16 protein-coding genes are annotated in these 20846 nt (G+C 62.1%); 7 read left to right on the top strand and 9 right to left on the bottom strand.

Features of this window, described 5'->3' with window-relative positions; genetic code table 11:
- Positions 1 to 2: 2 nt before the first annotated feature.
- Positions 3 to 3878 carry a cobaltochelatase subunit CobN gene (gene cobN, locus C2846_RS12130; protein WP_119701554.1) on the bottom strand — a complete coding sequence of 1292 codons (3876 nt, stop codon included), beginning with the start codon at positions 3876 to 3878 and terminating at the stop codon, positions 3 to 5.
- Positions 3878 to 5848 (bottom strand): TonB-dependent receptor domain-containing protein, encoded by a 1971-nt coding sequence (locus tag C2846_RS12125; protein WP_240638199.1) that lies wholly within the window; start codon positions 5846 to 5848, stop codon positions 3878 to 3880. The genes cobN and C2846_RS12125 overlap by 1 nt, the downstream gene beginning before the upstream one ends.
- Positions 5849 to 6203: 355 nt before the next feature.
- Between C2846_RS12125 and C2846_RS12120 the strand changes: the two genes are divergently transcribed.
- Complete coding sequence (locus tag C2846_RS12120; RefSeq protein ID WP_080048997.1) at positions 6204 to 6914, top strand: DUF1294 domain-containing protein; 711 nt, start codon at positions 6204 to 6206, stop codon at positions 6912 to 6914.
- Here the strand turns inward: C2846_RS12120 and C2846_RS12115 are convergent.
- Together C2846_RS12115 and C2846_RS12110 are read right to left on the bottom strand one after the other, a co-directional pair.
- Positions 6911 to 7855: an arsenic resistance protein gene (locus C2846_RS12115; protein WP_080048998.1), complete on the bottom strand. Its 945-nt coding sequence runs from the start codon at positions 7853 to 7855 to the stop codon at positions 6911 to 6913. The genes C2846_RS12120 and C2846_RS12115 overlap by 4 nt on opposite strands.
- 37 nt (positions 7856 to 7892) lie before the next feature.
- Entirely contained in the window at positions 7893 to 9482 is a 1590-nt protein-coding gene (locus C2846_RS12110) for an ABC-F family ATPase (protein WP_080048999.1), read from the bottom strand.
- A gap of 205 nt (positions 9483 to 9687) precedes the next feature.
- Between C2846_RS12110 and C2846_RS12105 the strand changes: the two genes are divergently transcribed.
- Complete coding sequence (locus tag C2846_RS12105) at positions 9688 to 10929, top strand: SLC13 family permease (RefSeq protein ID WP_080051624.1); 1242 nt, start codon at positions 9688 to 9690, stop codon at positions 10927 to 10929.
- On the opposite strand, the gene C2846_RS12100 is transcribed toward C2846_RS12105, so the two are convergent.
- Together C2846_RS12100 and C2846_RS12095 are read right to left on the bottom strand one after the other, a co-directional pair.
- Positions 10926 to 12077, bottom strand: a complete 1152-nt coding sequence (locus C2846_RS12100) for a GGDEF domain-containing protein (protein WP_240638201.1) — start codon at positions 12075 to 12077, stop codon at positions 10926 to 10928. The genes C2846_RS12105 and C2846_RS12100 overlap by 4 nt on opposite strands.
- Before the next feature lie 223 nt (positions 12078 to 12300).
- The gene (locus C2846_RS12095) at positions 12301 to 13389 is read right to left on the bottom strand and encodes an NADH:flavin oxidoreductase/NADH oxidase (protein ID WP_119701551.1); all 1089 of its coding nucleotides are present in this window, start codon (positions 13387 to 13389) and stop codon (positions 12301 to 12303) included.
- An 87-nt stretch (positions 13390 to 13476) separates the two neighbouring features.
- Between C2846_RS12095 and C2846_RS12090 the strand changes: the two genes are divergently transcribed.
- Positions 13477 to 13779, top strand: coding sequence for an ArsR/SmtB family transcription factor (locus C2846_RS12090; protein WP_080049002.1), 303 nt, complete (start codon positions 13477 to 13479; stop codon positions 13777 to 13779).
- 3 nt (positions 13780 to 13782) lie between these two features.
- Here the strand turns inward: C2846_RS12090 and C2846_RS12085 are convergent, their stop codons facing one another.
- Entirely contained in the window at positions 13783 to 14061 is a 279-nt protein-coding gene (locus C2846_RS12085; RefSeq protein ID WP_080049003.1) for a peptidylprolyl isomerase, read from the bottom strand.
- A 3-nt stretch (positions 14062 to 14064) separates the two neighbouring features.
- Positions 14065 to 14940 carry a transcriptional regulator HexR gene (gene hexR, locus C2846_RS12080; RefSeq protein WP_080049004.1) on the bottom strand — a complete coding sequence of 292 codons (876 nt, stop codon included), beginning with the start codon at positions 14938 to 14940 and terminating at the stop codon, positions 14065 to 14067.
- A gap of 111 nt (positions 14941 to 15051) precedes the next feature.
- Here hexR and zwf point away from each other — a divergent pair, with 111 nt between their 5' ends.
- On the top strand, positions 15052 to 16503 hold the full coding sequence (zwf, locus tag C2846_RS12075; RefSeq protein WP_119701550.1) for a glucose-6-phosphate dehydrogenase: 1452 nt from the start codon (positions 15052 to 15054) through the stop codon (positions 16501 to 16503).
- A gap of 175 nt (positions 16504 to 16678) precedes the next feature.
- The gene (locus tag C2846_RS12070; RefSeq protein ID WP_119701549.1) at positions 16679 to 17755 is read left to right on the top strand and encodes an extracellular solute-binding protein; all 1077 of its coding nucleotides are present in this window, start codon (positions 16679 to 16681) and stop codon (positions 17753 to 17755) included.
- 8 nt (positions 17756 to 17763) lie between these two features.
- On the opposite strand, the gene C2846_RS12065 is transcribed toward C2846_RS12070, so the two are convergent.
- Positions 17764 to 18672 carry a LysR family transcriptional regulator gene (locus tag C2846_RS12065; RefSeq protein WP_119701548.1) on the bottom strand — a complete coding sequence of 303 codons (909 nt, stop codon included), beginning with the start codon at positions 18670 to 18672 and terminating at the stop codon, positions 17764 to 17766.
- A 124-nt stretch (positions 18673 to 18796) separates the two neighbouring features.
- Here C2846_RS12065 and C2846_RS12060 point away from each other — a divergent pair, with 124 nt between their 5' ends.
- Positions 18797 to 19876 carry an extracellular solute-binding protein gene (locus tag C2846_RS12060; RefSeq protein ID WP_119701547.1) on the top strand — a complete coding sequence of 360 codons (1080 nt, stop codon included), beginning with the start codon at positions 18797 to 18799 and terminating at the stop codon, positions 19874 to 19876.
- 17 nt (positions 19877 to 19893) lie between these two features.
- Positions 19894 to 20838, top strand: coding sequence for an agmatinase (speB, locus tag C2846_RS12055; protein ID WP_119701546.1), 945 nt, complete (start codon positions 19894 to 19896; stop codon positions 20836 to 20838).
- Positions 20839 to 20846 lie beyond the last annotated feature (8 nt).

Here is a 20846-nt window from a genome sequence, read left to right as displayed (position 1 = left end):
AGTCATGGGGTGGGTTGAGTGGTTTGGCGCAGCTGCCGGAGAGCGCCGCCGCTGATCAGCAACAGCATCAGTGCCAGAACCCAGAGCTGGCGGCTGAGGTCTTCGGCTGCTGGTGGTTCGACGGGCTCCAGCATCTGTCCCTCAACCTGCTGCAAGGGCTGCTCGCTGGCTGTTGCGGCGGCTGCATTGCTGGTCTCGGCTGGGGCCGAGTTGGCAAGGTCTGGGGCTGTACCGTCCAGGCCGAAACCCTGGGCCATGTCGGCAATGAACTGGCGGGTCAGCGGGCTGCCGCTATCCACGGCAAACTCCTGTTGCAACTGCTGCCAGCGCTCGGCCAGTTGCTGACGGGTCTGTGCTGATGCATCCCAGTAGCCCTTGCGCATGGCTTCGGCCATGCGTTCGAGTATCTGTGCCTGGGCGGTGGGGTTGTGTTGCTCGAACCACTGGCCTGTACCCAGCTCGCGGGTATCGCTGACATAGGTATCGAACAGCGCCTGCCATTGATCATCACGCACGCTTGAGGTATCCACGGCTTGCCAGCCAAACAGGTTGTTGGTGGCGTTGAGTACCTCCAGCGTCCCGGCATAGCCTTCCTGCTGCATGGCGCCAATCCAGTGTGGATTGAGGTAGCGGACGCGCAACTCGTCGGCGAGAAAACGAGCCAGGGCAGTGGTTTTGACCTCATTGCTACGCAGGTCGGAAATCAGCAACTGCGGAGCCTTGCCGTCGAGGTGGCGGATGGCGGCGGACAATCCACCAAGAAACTCGAACGGGTGATCGGTCGACAGTACGCCGTGCAGGTTGGATGAGCGCGACATGATGGCGACCTGGGTGCCGCGCAACTGCTCGGCCAGCAGGTTAGCCTGTGGCGGGTTGTCACCCCAGCCTTGACTGCCGTAGGCGTGCCGGCTGCTGGCAAGAAACTGCTGGGCCAATTCGGCTTCGTCATCCCATTCTGTTGAGCGCAGTGCGAGCTCAGGCACGCCGGTGCCGTATTCACCCGGTGCGTTACTGAAGATCCGATAGCCTGCAGCGGCGGCCGCCTGCTCAGCACTCATGCCGTGATCCTGCAAGCTGGCGGCGATTCGGCGGTTGTTGTCGGCGATGGGGTTGCCGGGTTCATCCAGTTCGGCCAGGCGTTGCAGGGCATCGTCCAGCAGGCGCATGAAGCTGTCGAACTGGTCACGATAGACCCCGGTAACCTGCACCACCACATCGCTGCGCGGGCGGCCCAGCTCGGCGGCCGGAATGATCTCCAGCGTGCTTACCCGCCCGCCTGCGTCCCAGACCGGCCGCAGGCCCAGGGCGTGGAGTATCTGGGCCTCGGTAACGCCCAGATGGCGGATGGCTTCTGACGACCACAGACTGAAAGCCAGCTTTTCTGGCCATTCACCGCCATGTTCAGCCCGAAATGCCTGCAGCAGTTGCTCATGGGCGTGGGCCGCGCTTTGGTAGGCGGCCCGTGCCGGTATCTTGTCCGCCTCGAAGGCGTACAGGTTGCGCCCGCTGGGCACATCCGGGTTGCGGATCGGATCGCCGCCGGGGCCTGGAGCGACGAAGCGTCCGGCCAGGCCGGCCAACAGGGCCTCATTTTCCTGGGTATCGCGCAGGTGCCGGTCCAGTTCCCGGGCCCGTTCAGCATGGGCCGCTAGCGCAGCGGGCAAGTGCTGGGTCTGCTCGCTGTCGAGCATCTGGCGCACGGCACGGTAGGCCGGGCTGTCCGGCAACTCGGAGTGATCACTGACAAACAGCTCCTCGCTGTCGGTATCCAGGGTCGCATAGAAGGGCTCACCAAGCTGCTGCATGATGGTGCTGATGCGCTGCGCTTGTTCAGCCGGCTGACCAAAGGTGTGCAGGCCCAGTGGCATGGCTATACGGGCCAGTTCGTGCAGATGGTCGTGCAGTTGTTGGAAAAACGTGTCGAAATCGCTGGCGCTTTGCTGTTCGCTCCAGCCCAGATCCTTGTGCAGGTGGGCGGCAATCGCCGTCGTGCGGATCTGCTCGGAGACCTGATGGCGGACCATGCCGGCGTCCAGTTGCTCATATTCGTGAATCAGATGGTGCAGGTCTCGCAGTTGGTCGTAGAGTCCGGCCGGGGCGAAGGGGGGCGTTTGGTGGCTGATGGTCACCGCGCGGCCACGGCGTTTGGCCTGAATGGCTTCGCCCACGTTGTCCTGAATGTATGGGTAGAAGATCGGCAGGTGGCCGGCGCTCAGCCAGGGGTAGTCATCGGCCGCCAGGCCGCGATCCTTGCCCGGCAGCCACTCCTGGGTGCCATGGGTACCCAGGTGAATCAGGGCATGGCGGTCTTGCAGATAGCGATAGGCCGCCAGGTACAGATGGTCGGGGGCGCTGGCGGTATCGTGATAGTGATCGTGGGGTTCGGCCTGGCGCGGCATTTGCGGCATGATCAGCAGATTTCCGAGCTGCCAGCGCGGGATGATGAAATAGCGTTCGCCATCAATCTGGTGTACGGCGCGGTGTTGGCTTGCCGCGCCGGCCTGCTGCAGTTCGAGCCGGCGGCGTTGGGGCAAGCTGTCGAGCCAGCGTTGGTACTCGCTCAGCGGGTAAGAAACGGCCAGATCCTCAGCCAGCAGAGTGGTCAGGGCGACGCTGCCATAGAGCGCGCCGAGCATGCGCTGGGCCTTGCTGATCACCTGTTGTTCGGTAACAGGTGGGCCAACCCGATACCCTTCGGCCAATAAGGCCTGCTGGATGGAGACGATACTGCGTGGCAGGTTGAGGTTGGAGGCGCCCAGGTTTTTCTCGCCAGCCGGGTAGTTCCAGAACATCAGCGCCAGTTGCTTGTCCTGGGCGGCTGTGCGGCGCAAGGCGACCAGTCGTTGCAGTTTGGCAATCAGTGCATCGGCCTGGGCTGGCAACAGATCATCCACCCCCGCTGTGCTGGCCGACAGCACCAGGGGGTCACTAATCCCCCAGCCTTCAGGCCCGGCGAGGAAAACCGCGGTCGTGCCTGGGCTAACGCCACTGCTTGCCTGTGGCCAGTCACGGGCTTCACCGTCGCGAAAGCGCAAGGTCTGGATAACCGGAATGTCCAGTTCCAGGAAATCCCGGCTGCGGGCCGAGCCATTTTGCATGTGGGTCAGGTTGACCAGTACATCCGGGAATTGGTGGCTGAACACGCCAGGTAAGCCTTGCTCCTGCGAGGCGTCAAACCAGAACACCTGCGGCAGCAGGCCGGCGGCCTCGCTGTGCTCGATCAGTTGGTCTAGCTCGCGGGTCAGCATGTCGCCGACTACGCCCGAATGAATCAGGTAGGCGACGCTGCCGTTGAAATTCTGCGCCCGTGTTGCCTGCCAGGCCAGATAATCCTGCTGGCGGCTGAACAGCTGCGGTGCCTGCGGGTGGTAGAAGCCGGTGGCGGGCAGGCGTTCGGGAGCCGTCAGCAGGGCCGGCGGGATTGGCTCCCCGTGTAGCAGCGCGTGAAGCAACTGGAAGAACCGCTGGAAGTTGCTTACACCGCCAGCGCCATACAGTCCCGCCAGTGCGCCACCCACCGGGGCCGGCAGCCGCTCCCAGGCCGGCGGACCGCCGCCGACGGTCAGTAGCGGCTGGTCAGTGATCAGTGGCTGCACCACAGCGCTGACCCGGGCCCGGTCATTTGGCCGAGGTACATCGAGCACCACCAGCTGGCTACGCTCGATGGCCGCCAGCAACGCATCGGCGTCACTGGTTTCGACATTCAGATGCTCAAGCTGCAACTGTTGCGACTGGGCAGTAGGCTGCAAAAGATGGAACTTCTCCGCTGACACGAAGCTGTTGTGCAGGAACAGGACCACCGGGCCGGCGCTCTGGGCCATTGCCAGCCCGGACAGGAGTAGCGCGGCAACAGCGCTGAGACAACGCAGCAGCGGCATCAGAACCTCGCACTCAGACCGACAAAGTAGCGCCTGCCTTCATCGGCGCGGTCGTAACGCTCGGGGTCATCGTTGGCCAGGCGCTTGTCGGTCAGGTTCTCGATCCCGCCATGCAGGCTCAGGTTGTGGTTCAGCTCATAGTCCACATACCAGCTCAGCAGGGTATATCCGGGCCGATCGCGTTCGGTGGCCGAGCGGTACTGCGAGCCGTGGTATTCGCTGCGCAGCCGGGTGGCCAGTTGCGGTTGTACGGCCCAGGCCAGTGTGGCGTTGGCGCGGTGGCGGGAGCGGTCGGCCAGGCGCTGGTCGGCGCTGCGGTCAATAGCGTCCAGGTAGGTGTAGTTGCTGTCCAGTCTCAGGTTCGTCAGCAGATCCACGCCAGCGCTAAGCTCCAGTCCCTGCAGACGCACCTTGGCGATGTTTTCGTACTCCAGGCAGATGCGGCCTGGCTCGAAACAGGTGGGTTGGCGCACGGTCTCGATCAGGTTTTTCACATCGTTGTGGAACAGCATGGCGCTGGTGGTCCAGCGTCCCCGGTCAAGTGTGGCGCCGAGTTCGTGGGACTGGTTGGTTTCCGGCTTCAGGTCCGGGTTGCCGCGGATGATGCCGCGTCCACCGATGGCGGCGCGTGACTCGAATTCCGGCGACAGCTGCTTAAGCGACGGCGCCTTGAAGCCGCGCCCGGCCCCGGCCCTGAAGGTCAGCTCATCGTTGGCATGGAACATCAGGTAGGCCCGTGGGCTGGTTTCCCAGCCAAAGTCCTGGTGGCGGTCGAAGCGACTGCCCAATACCAGCTCCCATTGCCGGCCTAGCCACATTTCGTCCTGGGCGAACAGCGCGTAATGATCCTGAGACTGCTTGCCACGGCGGTTGACCGTAGGGTCTTCCAGGCTTTCACGCCGGGTTTCGGCACCCAGGGTCAGCTTGTGATGGCTGCCGACCATGAAGCCTGTCCGTCCGTCCAGTACGGTGTCGGTAAAGGTATTGGGGCCGCTGGCATTGCCGCCATCACTGCGGTAAGCCTTGCGCTCCAGAGTGGAACGATACAGCCGCAGTTGGGACTGGCCCCAGTGCCAGTCACCGCTATGCGATAGCGAGTAGCGGCGGCGCTGAACATCGTTTTCGACCTTGTAGAAAGGGCTTGCGGTGCTGCTGCGTGCGCCTTTCTGATCTTCATTGCCTGCCTCTAGCGAGGCGTCGATGCGCTGGTTGGCGTCGGGCGTCCAGCTTAGTCCCAGGTGGCCGTTCAGCGCTCGTTGATCATCCAGTGCCGCCAGGGCGCGGTTCTCTGCATCACGCAGGGCCTCCCGGTGCCTGAACTCACCCCAGGCATTCAGTCCCAGCTTGCCTGGCACCAGCGGCCCGCCCAGATAGAACCCAGTCTTGTACTGATTGCCGTCCAGGCTGTGGTCGTTGATCGTTGCATAACTGCTGAACGAACCTTGCCAGTGATCGGTGGCGGAGCGGGTGATCACATTGACGACACCGCCGAGTGCCTCGGAGCCATACAGCGATGACATGGGCCCGCGTACGATTTCGATCCGTTCGATGGCTTCGGTGGGTATCCAGCCCAGCTCGAAATCCGAGTGGGCAATGGCTGATGCGGAGATATTGATCCGCTGGCCGTCGATCAGCATCAGTGTATGTTCGGAACTCATGCCGCGAATGGAAATGCCGCGCCGCCCCAGGCCGACGTTCTCCAGATCGACCCCGACGCTGTTGCGCACGGCATCTGCCAGGTCATGGACGGGCTGGTTGCGCAGGGTGGCGCCGCGGATGACGCTCACGCTGGCTGGCGCGTTGCTCTCGTCGCGCACGGAGGCGGTAGCGGTGACAACCGTCGCAGGCAACCGGGTGATATCGTCCACTGCGGCTTGCTGGTGTGATCCGGGCTTTTGCGCCCAGGCACTATTCCCCATCAGTATCAGTGCGATCAGGCAACCTCTGGCGGCCTCACGTCTCGCGTTCATGGCTTGAATCCTTGCTGGCATTGTTGTGGTCCAACCGGCCGTGACATGGTGCCGCTGGAAGGTTGGCAGTTTTACGGGTATGGCTCGGATCGCCAGGCTCATACGCGCTTGTAGAAGGCGGTCGCAGAATGAGCCCGGGCATTGAGCGGGCTATTGTTGCTCTAATATTGTTATAACATAACAATTAAATGGGTTTCATCCATGAATTGGCCAGCACTGCGATTATTGAGCTGGCAGGTGTGTATGCTGGGGGTTGATAAGGGCGTTCTGGAGCAAGCCTGGATGTGGGGATAGCGGCCATCAGGTAACTGATAGACAATGGCGCGGCCTACTTTTGGATAATCGAGGTCGCTAGATGGAACAGCGCGGCACACTGCAAAGCTGGAATGACGATAAGGGGTTTGGCTTTATCCTGCCGGAGCAGGGCGGTGACCGCCTGTTCGTGCACATATCCGCCATGCGCGGTGATCGCCGGCCCAATCAGGGTGACAAGGTTCTCTATGTGGCCGGGCGTGACCAACAGGGGCGTCTGCGGGCTGAGCATATGCGTGCGGAAGGTTTGGCGCTGGATCGGCCGGCCATTCGTAAAAAGCCGCGAGCGGGTATGACGCCAACCGCTCGGCCGCAGCGCGCAGACTCGCCCAGATACCCGCCGGTAAAGGCGTCACAGGGCATGCGCAATCCCGGTCTGAAGTTGCTGGTCTTTGCCCTGTTGCTGGTCTTGCCGGCGGTTGCCTCAGTACAACTGCTGCTCACCGGCAACGGTTGGGTGCTGATGGCCTATCTGCTGGTCAGTGTGTTCTGTTTTCTATTGTATTGGTCGGATAAGCACAAGGCCAGCAAAGGTCGCTGGCGCACCGCGGAAACGACCTTGCATGCCGCTGAGCTGCTGGGTGGCTGGCCGGGGGCACTGGTGGCCCAGCAGGTGTTTCGGCACAAGACCCGCAAGGTGAGTTACCAGAGCACTTTCTGGCTGATTGTGGCGGCGCACCAGGTCTTTTGGGTTGATTGGTTGGTTCTGGATGGGCGCTATCTTGGGCATCTGCTGGTGCGCGCCCTGGGTTAGTGGCGGCGCGGTAGCCACCAGAGAAAGAACAGCATGCCCAGCAGCTCGACCAGGGACTGGACGACGATCACCAGGGCGGTGAGCTCCCAGCCGGCGGGCAGGGCCAGGGCCAGCGGCAGGACCACAAAGGAGTTGCGGGTGCCGAAGCTGAACGCCAGGGTGCGCTGCTGAGCTATCGGTAACCGCCAGAGTCTGGCCAGGGCCGCAGCCAGTAGCAGGGCCAGAGCCAGATAGGCCAGATAGATCGGGACCACGCTCGGAAGCAGCGGCAGCGCATCGGCCAGGGTCTCGGCCTGGCTGGCGGCAATCAGCGCAATGACCAGTGCCAGCAACGGAATTGGCCACCAGGCCAGTTGTTCACGCAGGTGCTCACGGCCGTTGCGTGCCTCGATCCAGCGCTCGCTCAGGGCTGCCAGCAGCAGCGGTAGCAACACCACCAGCACCGCGGCGGCCAATAGCTGCGGCGCCAGCGTCAGGTAGTCCGGAGTATCGCTCAGCAGCCAGAGGTACAGCGGCAACAGCAAGACCTGCAACAGCAGGTTCAATGGGGTGACGGCGATAGCGCGGGCGGTATCGCCACGGCCCAGTTGGGTGAAACTGATAAACCAGTCAGTGCAGGGCACCAGCAGCACCAACAGTACGCCCAGGCGCAGGGCCGGCTGATCCGGCAGCCACTGGATCAGGCCCCAGACCAGCACTGGTATGACCAGAAAGTTGCCGCACAGCAGCGCGGTGAGAAACCGGCGGTCGCCGAGCGCGGCGCGGGCATGCAGCAGCGGCACCTGCAGGAAGGTGCAGAACAGCAGCGCGATCAGCATTGGCCATATCAGCCGCTCCAGTGCTGCAGCCAGATCGGGCAGGCTGTGCCCGAGACCGAGCCCGGCGCTGATCGCCGCCAGATACAGCCATAGCTGATGGCGCTCCAGTGTCAGTCGGTCCACACCAGGCCTCCTCAGCCGCTTGTACACCCTCTGGAGCTTAAACCAGCACGCCCTGACTGCGCAGGTAGTCGTCGTAGCTGCCGGAGAAGTCGGTCACGCCATTGGCCGACAGCTCGATGATGCGGGTGGCCAGCGAGCTGACGAACTCGCGGTCGTGGCTGACGAAGATCAGCGTGCCGGGGTAGTTCTCCAGCGCCAGGTTGAGCGCCTCGATCGACTCCATGTCGAGGTGGTTGGTTGGCTCGTCCATCAGCATCACGTTGGCCTTTTTCAGGATCAGCTTGCCGAACAGCATGCGGCCTTGCTCGCCCCCGGAGATCACCTTCACCGACTTGCCGATCTCATCGTTGGAGAACAGCATGCGTCCGAGGGTGCCGCGCACCAGTTGCTCGCCACCCTGGGTCCACTGTGCCATCCACTCGAACAGGGTGCAGTCGGCCTTGAAGTCGTCGGCATGATCCTGGGCGAAATAGCCGATATCGGCGCTCTCGGCCCATTTCACCTCGCCATTGATCGGCGCCATCTCACCGACCAGAGTGCGTAGCAGGGTGGTTTTGCCGATCCCGTTGGGGCCGATGATCGCCACTCGTTCGCCCGCCTCGATTTGCAGATTCAGGCCCTTGAACAGCAGCTCGCCGTCAAAGCCCTGGCTGACATTCTCCAGAGTCACTGCCTGGCGGTGCAGTTTCTTGAACTGCTCGAAGCGGATGAACGGGCTGACCCGGCTCGAGGGTTTGACCTCTTCGAGTTGGATCTTGTCGATCTGCTTGGCCCGGCTGGTGGCCTGTTTGGCCTTGGAGGCATTGGCCGAAAAACGGCTGACGAACTGTTGCAGCTCGGCGATCTGAGCCTTCTTCTTGGCGTTATCCGAGAGCAGCCGCTCGCGGGCCTGGGTGGCGGCGGTCATGTATTCGTCGTAGTTGCCGGGGAACAGCCGCAGCTCGCCATAATCCAGGTCAGCCATGTGGGTGCACACGCTGTTGAGGAAGTGGCGGTCGTGGGAAATGATGATCATGGTGCTGTTGCGCGCAGTCAGCACAGTTTCCAGCCAGCGGATGGTGTTGATGTCCAGGTGGTTGGTCGGTTCGTCCAGCAGCAGTACCTCGGGATCGGAAAACAGCGCCTGGGCCAGCAGCACGCGCAGCTTCCAGCCGGGAGCGACTTCGCTCATCGGGCCGTGGTGCTGTTCCAGTGGAATCCCCAGTCCGAGCAGCAGTTCGCCTGCGCGGGATTCGGCGGTGTAGCCGTCAAGTTCAGCGTATTCTGTCTCCAGTTCGGCGACTTTCATCCCGTCTTCTTCGCTCATTTCCGCCAGCGAGTAGATGCGATCGCGTTCAGCATGCACTTTCCACAGTTCCTCATGGCCCATGATCACGGTGTTCAGTACCGTGTGTTCCTCATAGGCGAACTGGTCCTGGCGCAGCTTGCCCAGACGCACATTGGGCTCGAGCATCACCTGCCCGGCCGAGGGCTCCAGCTCGCCACCCAGAATCTTCATGAAGGTCGACTTGCCGCAGCCATTGGCGCCGATAAGGCCGTAACGGTTGCCATTGCCGAATTTGACGGAAACGTTTTCGAACAGCGGCTTGGCGCCGAACTGCATGGTGATGTTGGCGGTGGAGATCACGATGGAAACCTGCGGGTGGAGAATGTAGGACCGGGCAGAACGCGCGGGCCGGGCATTGTAGCGGGCAATGCGGCGCGATGACAGTCGTTGACGGACAGACAGGATGTGAGTGGCTTGTCAGACCCGGAAAAAACTGCTGCAGTTGCCCGGAGCCGACCGACTCAGGCCGCGCCACTTCAACAGACTCTAGAGAAGCCCCTTGATCATGTGGCCAACCTACTTATTGCTCGCGGTGTTTGTACTGACCTATATCGGCATGGCACTGGGGCGCATGCCCGGTATGCGCCTGGACCGTACCGGCATAGCGCTGCTGGCGGTTGTGTGCCTGCTGGTCAGTGGCTTGCTGGAAGTCGATCAGGCAGGGCAATGGATCGATCTGCCGACCCTGGTACTGTTGATGGGGCTGATGATCATTTCCGCTCAGTTCGCCGCCGCCGGAGCCTACGATGCGCTGGCCCGGCGGCTGGTCAATGCCCGACTGTCATCCCAGGCGCTGCTGGGGCTGACCATCGCCACGGCGGCATTGCTGTCGGCGCTGCTGGCCAATGACATCATTGCTTTTGCCATGGCACCGATCATTGCTGAGGGCACCCGCCAGCGCGGTCTGGACCCCAGGCCCTTTCTGATCGGTCTGGCCTGCGCCTGCAATACCGGTAGCGCGGCGACCTTGATCGGCAATCCGCAGAACATCCTGATCGGTCAGGCCGGCCAGCTGGATTTCTGGGCCTTCGCCGCGGTCTGTGCGGTACCGGCGCTGCTGGCCACGCTGGTGGTCTGGCTGGTAGTGGGTTGGGTGTGGCGTCAGACCCTGGCTGCCGAGCCCAGCAAGCCGGCCGAGTCTGGAGTTTTGCTGCGAGCCAATGGCTTTTCCACCTGGCAGACCAGCAAGGGCGTGGTTGCAGTGCTGGCCTTACTGGCGCTGTTTACCACCTCACAGGCCAAGGAAATCAGCGCGCTGCTGGTTGCTGCGATTCTGCTGATGAGCCGGGTGCAGGCCAGCCGGGATATGCTGGGGGCGGTGGATTGGCACCTGTTGTTGCTGTTCGCCTGCCTGTTCATCGTCACCGGTAGTCTGTCGCTGACCGGATTCGATCAGCAGGCCATGGCCTGGTTGTTGGGTTCAGGCTGGGACCTTGAACAGCCATGGTTGCTAGCACCGCTGATGCTGGCGGGCAGCAACAGCGTTGGCAATGTCCCGTTGGTGATCCTGATGCTCAGTGTCTGGCCCCAGGCCAGTGAGCAGGCGTTGTATGCCATGGCACTGCTATCGACCTTGGCCGGCAATCTGCTGATCGTCGGCAGCCTGGCCAATATCATCGTGGTCGAGCGCGCTGCCCAGGTCGGTGTGACCCTGAGTTTCCGCGCCCATGCCCGTTGCGGTATTCCTGTCACCCTGATCAGCATGGCGCTCGCGCTGGCCTGGCTGCACTGGGTTGGCGGATTCTAGGCGGCCATTTCTACCCGGTTGCGGCCATTCTGCTTGGCCAGGTACAGCGCTTGGTCGGCGCGGCTGATGGCCTGCTGGCTGTCCAGTTCGCCCCCCGGCTCCAGGCAGCACAGGCCGATGCTGATGGTCAGGGTCAGCGGTCGGCTGTCGCGGGTCAGGAAGGTAGACTGCTCAATGCTCTGGCGCAGTTGCTCGGCCAGCTCCCGGGCGCCGCTGGCCTGAGTATTGGGCAGTACCACCAGAAACTCCTCGCCGCCTAGCCGCCCGGCATGATCTTGGGCCCGCAGCCGCGAGCGCAGGGTGTCGGCCAGCAGTTTCAGCGACTGGTCGCCGACCTGGTGGCCATGCCGGTCGTTGATCAGCTTGAAATGGTCGGTATCCAGCATCATCAGGCTCAGGGGTTGTTGCTGGCGGTTACTGGCGGCCAGCAGGCGCTCCAGTACCTCCAGTATGTAACGGCGGTTGGGTAGTCCGGTCAGTTCATCATGCATGGCCAGCTTGAGCATTTGGGCGTCGGCCCGCTCCTTGACCATCAGAATCAGCCCCATGCCAACCAGAATCATGCTGACGGTCGCGGTCAGGAAGGTGGCCATCTGAATCGGGTTGGAACTGGTGATCAGCAACATCTGATCCATGCCCAGCGCTGTGCCTACGCCCCGATAGGCCATGGTGGCGATGATCATGCCGAAGGCGGTGATCAGGAAATACTGACCGCGCCCGTCAGTCTGGCGATGCCGGCTGAACACGATCACCAGTACCAGTATGGCTTGATACAGGACGATTGCAGCCATCACCACTACCCTGGCCGCCAACTGATCGAGCAGGGCATATAGCACCAACGGTACGACCAGTAGCGGCCAGTAGGTCAGCCAGCGGTTCAGTCGCCGTTGCTGAAATTGCATCAAGCCCTCGGCAAACAGCACGAACACACCGGCCAGCAGCGTGTTGGCAACGATAATGGTGAGAAAGTCGCTGAGTTCACCGCGCAGACTGTAGAGGGTATACACCGAGCTGTGCAGCGCCAGAGCCAGCGTCCAATAACCTAACCCTTCCTTGCGCTCCGGCCGCCAGACCAGGGCAGTGCAGATGGTCATGGTCAGGCTGACGATGATGACCATCATAAACATGGTAGGGATGTGCGCTTGCATGATGGTCACTGTACGTCTCGTGGCGCTGGCAAGAGTGATAGCTAAAGTGTGGCACTTTATGCTGCCCCGGGTGCAGGTTTTTCATCGGATTCATGAGTTGGAGGCTGAATGATTCAGCCGCGCAAACCGGTGGATAAAATCCGCCGGATAGGTTTGGGGGAGGTGGGCAGGGTGATGGCAGTCCCGGACAGGAGTCCGGGACTTTCAGGGGACGGTGTTGTGCTTAGTAGCGCGCCAGCCAGTGCGCGTAAGGCGCGGGCAGGGTCCAGGAGGCCTGGTCGAGCTTGAGCTCTCGGGCGGCATGGTAGGCCCAGTGCGGGTTGGCCAGGTGTGCCTTGCCGACCATGACAACATCCAGTTGCCCGCTATTCACTGCATTTTCCGCGATATTCGGCTCACCAAAGCCCCAGGCCGAGGAGACCGGAATGTCCGCTTCGCGACGCACCCGCTCGGCAATCGGGCCCATGAAGCCAGGTGCCCAGGGAATCTGAGCCTCGGGGGTATTGAAACCGATGCTGACACTGATCATGTCCAGGCCATCGGCTTTCAGGCGTTTGGTCAGGTCGATCGACTCGCTCAGGGTTTGCTCGTCGCGGCCGTCGAACTCGATGACCCCGAAGCGGATGGTCAGCGGCAAATGTGCTGGCCACACCTCACGTACCGCGGCGAAGGTTTCGCGGATGAAGCGGCTGCGGTTCTCGTAGCTGCCGCCATAGGTGTCGGTACGCTGGTTGGCATGCTCGGAGAAGAAGCTCTGGGCCAGATAGCCATGGGCAAAGTGCAGTTCCAGCCACTCGAAACCGACCGCCAGGGCACGCTGGGCGGCGGTGACGAAATCGTCCCGCACCCGGGCGATATCGTCCAGGCTCATTTCCCTGGGCTGCTTGCTCAGATGGGCACCGAAGGGCACGGCCGAGGGAGCGATGGTCTGCCAGCCGCGCGGGTCATCGTTGCCGATGTGATCATCGCCTTCCCAGGGCCGGTTGGCGCTGGCCTTGCGCCCGGCATGGGCGATCTGGATGCCGGGTACCGCGCCCTGGGCCTTGATGCTGCGCACGATCGGGGCGAAGGCCTGGGCCAGATCATCATTCCAGATCCCGGCGCAGGCCGGAGTGATGCGGCCTTCGGGGGCCACGGCGGTAGCCTCGACGATCACCAGGCCTGCGCCGCCACGGGCCTGAGCGCTGTAATTGGCCAGGTGCCAGTCATTGACCAGGCCGTCGACGGCTGAATACTGGCACATCGGCGGTACGGCAATCCGGTTGCGCAGGGTGACGTCCTTGAGGGTGAAGGGTTGAAACAGTGCGGACATGGGAAATACCTGTGGGTTAGTTGTTACGTTAGTTCGATAATATTGGAACTATGGCCGTAAAGTAAACCCTTGTGTAGAATTTGATCCATGCGACCGTTCAAACACCCCAATCCCGATGATTTTGTCCTTGAGCGCGTGCTCTATGCGCTGAGTGATCCGGTGCGCCTGGAAATTGTGCGTCGGCTGGCCGAGGTCGGCGAAGCCAGCTGTGGTGAGCTGGATGGCGGGCGGCCGAAGTCGAGCATGTCGCACCATTTCCGGGTGCTGCGCGATGCCGGGCTGGTATGCACCTATGGGGTGGGCACTATGCACATGAATTCGCTGCGCCGGGCTGATATCGACAGCCGCTTCCCCGGCCTGCTGGATGCTGTTCTGGCTAACAGTCAGTAAGCCTCAATCGCGGTAGAACACCTGCACCAGATGCCAGCCGAACTGGGTCTTGACCGGCCCATGCACCACTTTCAGGGCCTTCTTGAAGATGATCTGGTCAATCGCGCGGACCATCTGGCCCGGGCGCACTTCGCCCAGATCGCCGCCGCGCTTCTTCGACGCACAGGTAGAGTACTTTTTGGCCAGAACGTCGAACGCTTCACCGGCGGCAATGCGCTTTTTCAACGCCGCGGCTTCGGCTTCGGTCTTGACCAGAATATGGCGGGCCATGGCGACGGGCATGGGTTACTCCTGGGTATCGGCGCTGCGTGCCCCGGCCTTGTTCGAAAGGCGCAGGCCGCGCAGGCTGCGCTTGACGTTCTTCAGGTGGTTGACCAGCTCCGGGCCGCGGCGCATGGCCATGCCCATGGCCAGCACGTCGATCACTACCAGGTGGGCGATGCGTGAAGACAGCGGGGTGTAGATGTCGGTGTCTTCCGGCACGTCGATCGGGATATGAATACCGGCCAGCTCGGCCAAGGGGGTATGGCTGGGGCACAGGCTGATCAGGGTAGCGCCGGTTTCGCCAACCAGGCTGGCCGAGTGCAGCAGATCCTTGGTCCGCCCGGTCTGGGAGATGGCCACGGCGACATCCTGGGGCCCCAGGGTCACTGCCGACATGGCTTGCATATGCGGGTCGGAATAAGCGGCGGTAGAGACCTGCAGACGGAAGAACTTGTGCTGGGCGTCGCTGGCTACCGCACCCGAGGCGCCAAACCCATAGAACTCCACCCGCCGGGCCTTGGCCAGCGCGGCGATGGCGGACTCCATGGCCTGCGGGTCGAGGCGCTCGCGCACGTCCATCAGGGTCGCCAGGGTGGTGTCGAAGATCTTGTGTGAGAGTTCGTCGACGTTGTCGTCTTCACTGATCGAGAACTGGCCGAAGCTGGCGCCGGCGGCCAGACTCTGGGCCAGGCGCAGTTTCAGGTCCTGAAAGCCGCTGCAACCAATTGCCCGGCAGAAGCGTACGATGGTCGGTTCACTGACCCCGACTTCGCGGGCCAGATCGGCCATCGACGAGTGCATGACCTGGGCAGCCTGGGCCAGCACAAAATCGGCTACCTTGAGCTCGGATTTGCGCAGCGTAGGGCGGCTGACGGCGATATGCTGGAGTAAATTCACGTTGGCTTCTGGTAGTCTTGAGGGTCGAAATGGCCGAATTTCTTGTAGTTATACTACAAAAATGGTCAAAACGTCTTGAATGGGAGAATCGATGTGCCTGCACATCGCGGCATGGCCTGTGACATTGTAGTGCTGGGCGGGACCGGCGATCTGGCCCTGCGCAAGCTGCTGCCGGCGCTGTACTACCTGCACCGCGACGGTTATCTGCATGCGGGTACGCGGATTCTGGCGGCGGCCAGGGCCAAGCATGCGGCCGAGAGCTACCGCCGATTGGTGCAGCGGCATGTCAGCCAGCATGTGGCCCTGGGGGATTTCGACAGCGGGACCTGGGACGCTTTCGCCGAGCGGATTGACTACCTGAGTCTGGACGTCAGTCAACGGGTCGAGTTCCCGCGTCTGGCCCAGGCCTTGGGCAAGGTCCGTGGGCGAGTGCGGGTGTTCTATCTGGCAACCTTCCCCAACCTGTTCGCTGCTACCGCCAAGCACTTGGCTTCGGTGGGGCTGGTCGATGAGCAGGCCCGCATCGTGTTGGAAAAACCGTTGGGCGAAAGCCTCAAGACCGCGACCCAGATCAATGACCAGATCGGCGCCGTGTTTGACGAGTCACGGGTGTTCCGAATTGATCACTATCTGGGTAAGGAAGCAGTACAGAACCTGCTGGCGCTGCGCTTTGGCAACGCTCTGCTGGAGCCGCTGTGGCGCAATGCGCATATCGACCATGTGCAGATCAGCGTGCTGGAAACGGTCGGGGTCGAAAATCGCGGGGGCTACTACGATCAGGCTGGGGCGATGCGCGACATGGTGCAGAACCATTTGCTGCAGTTGCTCTGTCTGGTCGCCATGGAAGCGCCGGTGCATTTCGAGCCCGAAGCGGTGCGTAACGAGAAGCTGAAGATTCTCGAAGCCTTGCGGCCGATCACCGGTATGGATGTGCAGGATCGTACCGTACGGGGTCAATACGCCGCCGGAGAACGGGCTGGTGAACAACTGCCGGCCTACTACTTCGAAAAAAGTGTGGATCATGACAGCAATACTGAAACCTTCGTTGCGCTTAAGGCCGAGATCGACAACTGGCGCTGGGCTGGAGTGCCGTTCTATCTGCGTACTGGCAAATGCCTGGCCCAGCGCAAATCGGAAATCGTCATCCAGTTCAAGGCCGTACCGCATCGGCTGTTCTCCCAGAACGGCGGCGACCCGGCGCGCAACCGGCTGGTGATCCGCTTGCAACCGGATGAGAGCATCAGCCTGGCGCTGATGGCCAAGTCACCGGGACGGGGCATGGCGCTGCAGGAAGTTGAGCTGGATCTGAACTTTGCCAAGGCCTTCAAGCGCCGGCGCTGGGACGCCTATGAGCGGCTGTTGTTGGACGTGATCGAAGGTGACGCCACCTTGTTTATGCGCCGCGACGAGATCGAAGCAGCCTGGCGCTGGGTCGATCCGATCATCCAGGGCTGGCAGGACTGCTATCGCTCACCCAAGCGCTACGCTGCCGGCAGTTGGGGGCCGGACGCCGCTGACAGCCTGTTGGAGCGTCAGGGGCATTGCTGGTTCGATGAAAACTGATTCTGCTGTCGGCTGAAAGGATTGCGCTAAAGCGTCGGAGTGCCAGGTTGAAGGGCAAGAACTGACCTGGGTCACAATAAAGGCCTATAGCGGGCCGATTGAATTTATTTGAAGCAGGGCCTGTGTAAAGATGAGCCGGCATCATTTGAATTCCAACCGGCGTGAGATCTGAACCATGCGATTGCTTTGCTGTGTGTGGCTGTTGTGCTGCAGCCTGCCGTTGGCCGCCAGTCAGCAGCTCAACCTGTTCAACTGGCCAGAATATCTTCCACCTGAAGCGATTCAGCGATTCCAGGAACAAACCGGGATTGAAGTGCGTTACGACACCTTCGACAGTCCCGAAGTGCTGGAAAGTACGCTGCTGGCCGGCGCCAGTGGCTATGACCTGGTGTTCCCATCCACCACCGTGCTGGCTAAGGCAATCCAGGCCGGTGCCTTGCAGCAGATCGACGGCAGTCGCTATCAGTATGCTGCTGAGCTGGATCCAGAGTTGATGCAGTTTTTGGCGGTGGCCGATCCCAATAACCGCTATGCCATGCCCTACACCTGGGGCACGATAGGGTTGGGAATCAATCGCCAGGCGGTGGAACGACGCCTGGGACAGATCCCGCTTAACAGTCTCGATCTGCTGTTCAAGCCCGAATACGTCAGCCGCCTGAAAGATTGCGGCGTCTCGATTCTGGACTCACCACAGGAAGTCATCGCCATCGCCCTCAACTACCTGGGGCATGATCCGTATGCCAGTTACCCGCCGGCGCTCAGACAGGTCGCCGAGTTGCTGGCCGGGGTACAGCCGAATTTGCGCTATGTCGGCAGCGCCCAACATATTGACGATCTGGCCAGCGGCGAAATCTGTCTGGCACTGACCTTCAACGGTGATGCCGGGCTGGCGGCGGCACGGGCCGCAGAGTTGGGGCAGCCGTTCGAGGTGGTCTATCGTATTCCCCGTGAAGGGTCCGTGGTCTGGTTCGACAGTATGGCGATTCCGGTTGATGCGCCGAATTCCGAGGCCGCGCACCGGTTGATCGACTTCATGCTCCAGCCCGAGGTGCTGGCCGAAGTGACCAATGAGCTGTTCTTCGCCAACGCCAGCCTGGCAGCGGGGCCGCTGGTTGATCCGCAGATTGTCGCCGATCCGGACATCTATCCCACCGAGGCAGTCAGGGCGCGGCTGTTCGTCGAGCGTCAGTTGGGTGTGGCCGATCAGCGTCAGCGCACTCGATTGTGGAGCCGGGTTGTCGCCCAACACTGAGTAAGGACTCAAGGGTTCAGCGGGCTCTGAAAGCTGGCCAGCAGATCCGCCTCGAAGGCCTGTTGTGCATCACTGGGATGCTGGCCCCGATGGCGTGCCAACTGGAAGCCGACCTCAAAGCGCAGTTGCTCGGGCAGCAAGGCACGCAGACGTCCGCGCGCGACCCAGCGCGCGCCGATATGCTCGGGCAGATAGCCGATATGCTGGCCTGAGAGGATAAATGCCAGCGCACCTTCGACCTGTTCGGTCTGGGCGCTGCTGGCTTCGCTCAGGTGCGGCTCACGTGGCGGAAACAGTCGATAGGGATGGTGTACCCGGTCGGCCAGGCGCAGGTCCTCTGGGGTTGGTGCCGGGTTTGTGAACAGCGGGTGAGTACTGGCACAGTACAGGCACTGGCGCTCCTGAAATAGCAGCCGGTAATCGATGGCGGCCTGTTGCCCGGCAAAATAGCCGACTGCCAACTGCAACTGATTCTGCAACAACCGCCGTTCCAGCTCCGCCGGCATGGCGGTGATCAGCTCGATCTGCACCGCCTGATTGCGCTGCCTGAAGCGCCCGATGGCCTGGGCAATGCGCTCCAGCACAGCGTCGGCCAACCCTTCGGACAGTCCCAGATGCAGTTCGCCGAGCAGCTTGTCGGCCATGCCCTGAGCCTCGTGGCGGAAACTGTCGATGGCCGCAAACAGCCGCCGGGTTGCCTGCAGCACCTGCTCGCCCTTGGGGGTCAGGCGAAAGCCGGCCTTGCCGCGCTCGCACAAGCGAAAGCCCAGACGGGTTTCCAGCTTGGCCATCTGGGTGCTGATGGTCGACTGGCCCACCCCCAGTTCACCCTGAGCGGCGCTGAAACCACCACACTCGGCCACGGTGACAAACAGCCGCAACAGTTGCAGATCCAGATCGCGTAGCTGGCTGAGCATGGCGCCTCCAAACATTGATGAATGTCGATGCCAAAATAGAACACTTTGCATTTTTATAAAACAATGCCCATGCAAGCATGTTCAGGCCCGATAACAATTCATTAGCCTGTGCGAGATTCAGACCATGCGACTGTTCCTATTAGCGCTGCTGCTGGGCGGCAGCTTGCCACTGGCGGCCAGCCAGCAACTCAACCTGTATAGCTGGGCCGACTATGTACCGGCCCAGGCCTTGCAACGGTTTCAGGACACCACCGGAATCCAGGTCCGTTATGACACCTTTGACAGCCTGGAGGTGCTGGAAAGCAAGCTGCTGACTGGACGCAGCGGCTATGACCTGGTGTTTCCAGCCTCAACCAGCCTGGCCCGGGCGATTCAGGCCGGTGCCCTGCAGCCGATCGAGGCTGGCGAATTTACCCATGCCGCCAGCCTGGATCCGGAACTGCTGGCACTGCTGGCCGAGGCTGATCCGGGTAATCGCTACGCCATGCCCTATACCTGGGGCACCGTGGGCCTGGGGATCAACCTGCAGGCGGTCGAGCAGCGGCTGGGGGCTGACGCCCCGCTGAACAGCCTGGACCTGCTGTTCAAGCCGGACTACGCCCAGCGCCTGAAGGATTGCGGGATTGCCGTGCTGGACTCGCCCCAGGAAGTGATTGCCATCGCCCTCAACTACCTGGGTCATGACCCCTACGCCAGCGCTGGCCCGGCCCTGGAGCAGGCGGCGCAACTGCTGGCGGCGCTGCAGCCGAATGTGCGTTATGTCGGCAGTGCCCGACACATTGATGACTTGGCTCGGGGTGAAGTGTGTCTGGCGCTGACCTATAACGGTGATGCCGGCATGGCGGCGGCGCGGGCCGCAGAGTCGGGCCAGCCGTTCGAGGTGATCTACCGTATCCCGCGTGAGGGCACCCTGATCTGGTTCGACAGTCTGGCGATTCCGGTGGACGCCCCCAATCCGGCAGCGGCCCGGCAATTGATCGACTTTCTGCTCCAGCCCGAAGTGCTGGCCGAGTTGACCAATGAGCTGTTCTTCGCCAATGCCAGCCTGGCGGCTGAGCCGTTGATTGATCCACAGATCGCCGCCGATCCAGACATTTATCCGCCGCCCGAGCTACGGGCCCGGTTGTTCGCCGAGCGCCAGTTGAGTCTGGCCGAGCAGCGTCAGCGCAACCGTCTGTGGACCCGTTTTCGTACCCAGTATTGAGCCCGAGGAGCTTTCCTATGGATCACAGCCCCAGCAACGACCAGGCCTTCACCCGTGAGAGCCTGTACGGCACCGCCGCCGAACCAACCTATGCAGGCGTCACCAGTTTCATGCGTCGACGCTACAGCCGGGATCTCACCGGCGTCGATCTGGTGATCAGCGGCGTGCCCTTCGACACTGCCACCAGCAACCGGCCGGGTAGCCGCTTCGGCCCGCGAGCGATTCGCGCCGCCTCGGTACAGATGGCCTGGGCCCGGCACTACCCCTGGGAGTTCGACCCGTTCGAGCGACTGGCCTGCGTCGATTATGGCGACTGCCTGTTCGATCATGGCCGCCCGGAAAGCGTGCCGGCCAGTATCCAGGCCCATGCCGAACAGATTCTGGAGGCCGGCTGTGGGCTGTTGACCCTGGGTGGTGATCACTTCATCAGCTACCCGTTGCTCAAGGCCCACGCCCGGCGTCATGGCCCGCTGGCGCTGATTCATTTTGACGCCCACAGTGACACCTGGCCGGACCCGGAGCATGAGCGCATCGATCACGGCACCATGTTCTATCATGCCGCGCGCCAGGGGCTGGTCGACCCGGCCTGCTCGGTGCAGGTGGGACTGCGCACCACCAACGATGACGTAATGGGGTTCCAGGTGCTTGATGCGCGTGAGGTCAATCGCAGCAGTCCGGAGACGATTGCCGAGCGGATTCGTGCACGGGTTGGCCAGCAGCCAGTCTATCTGACCTTCGACATCGACTGTCTGGACCCGGCTTTCGCGCCCGGCACCGGTACCCCGGTGTGTGGCGGTCTGTCGACTCATCAGGCGCTGGAGATTCTGCGTGGGCTGCGTGGGATCAATCTGGTTGGGATGGATCTGGTTGAAGTGGCGCCAGCCTACGATAGTGCGGAAATCACCGCGTTGGCTGGTGCCACCCTGGCAATGGAGATGATCTGTCTGTATGCCGCTCGCTGAGTCCGGGG

It is taken from the genome of Pseudomonas jilinensis (assembly GCF_003586265.1).
Taxonomy (GTDB): domain Bacteria; phylum Pseudomonadota; class Gammaproteobacteria; order Pseudomonadales; family Pseudomonadaceae; genus Halopseudomonas; species Halopseudomonas phragmitis.
This window is presented reverse-complemented; position numbering and strand designations above follow the sequence as displayed.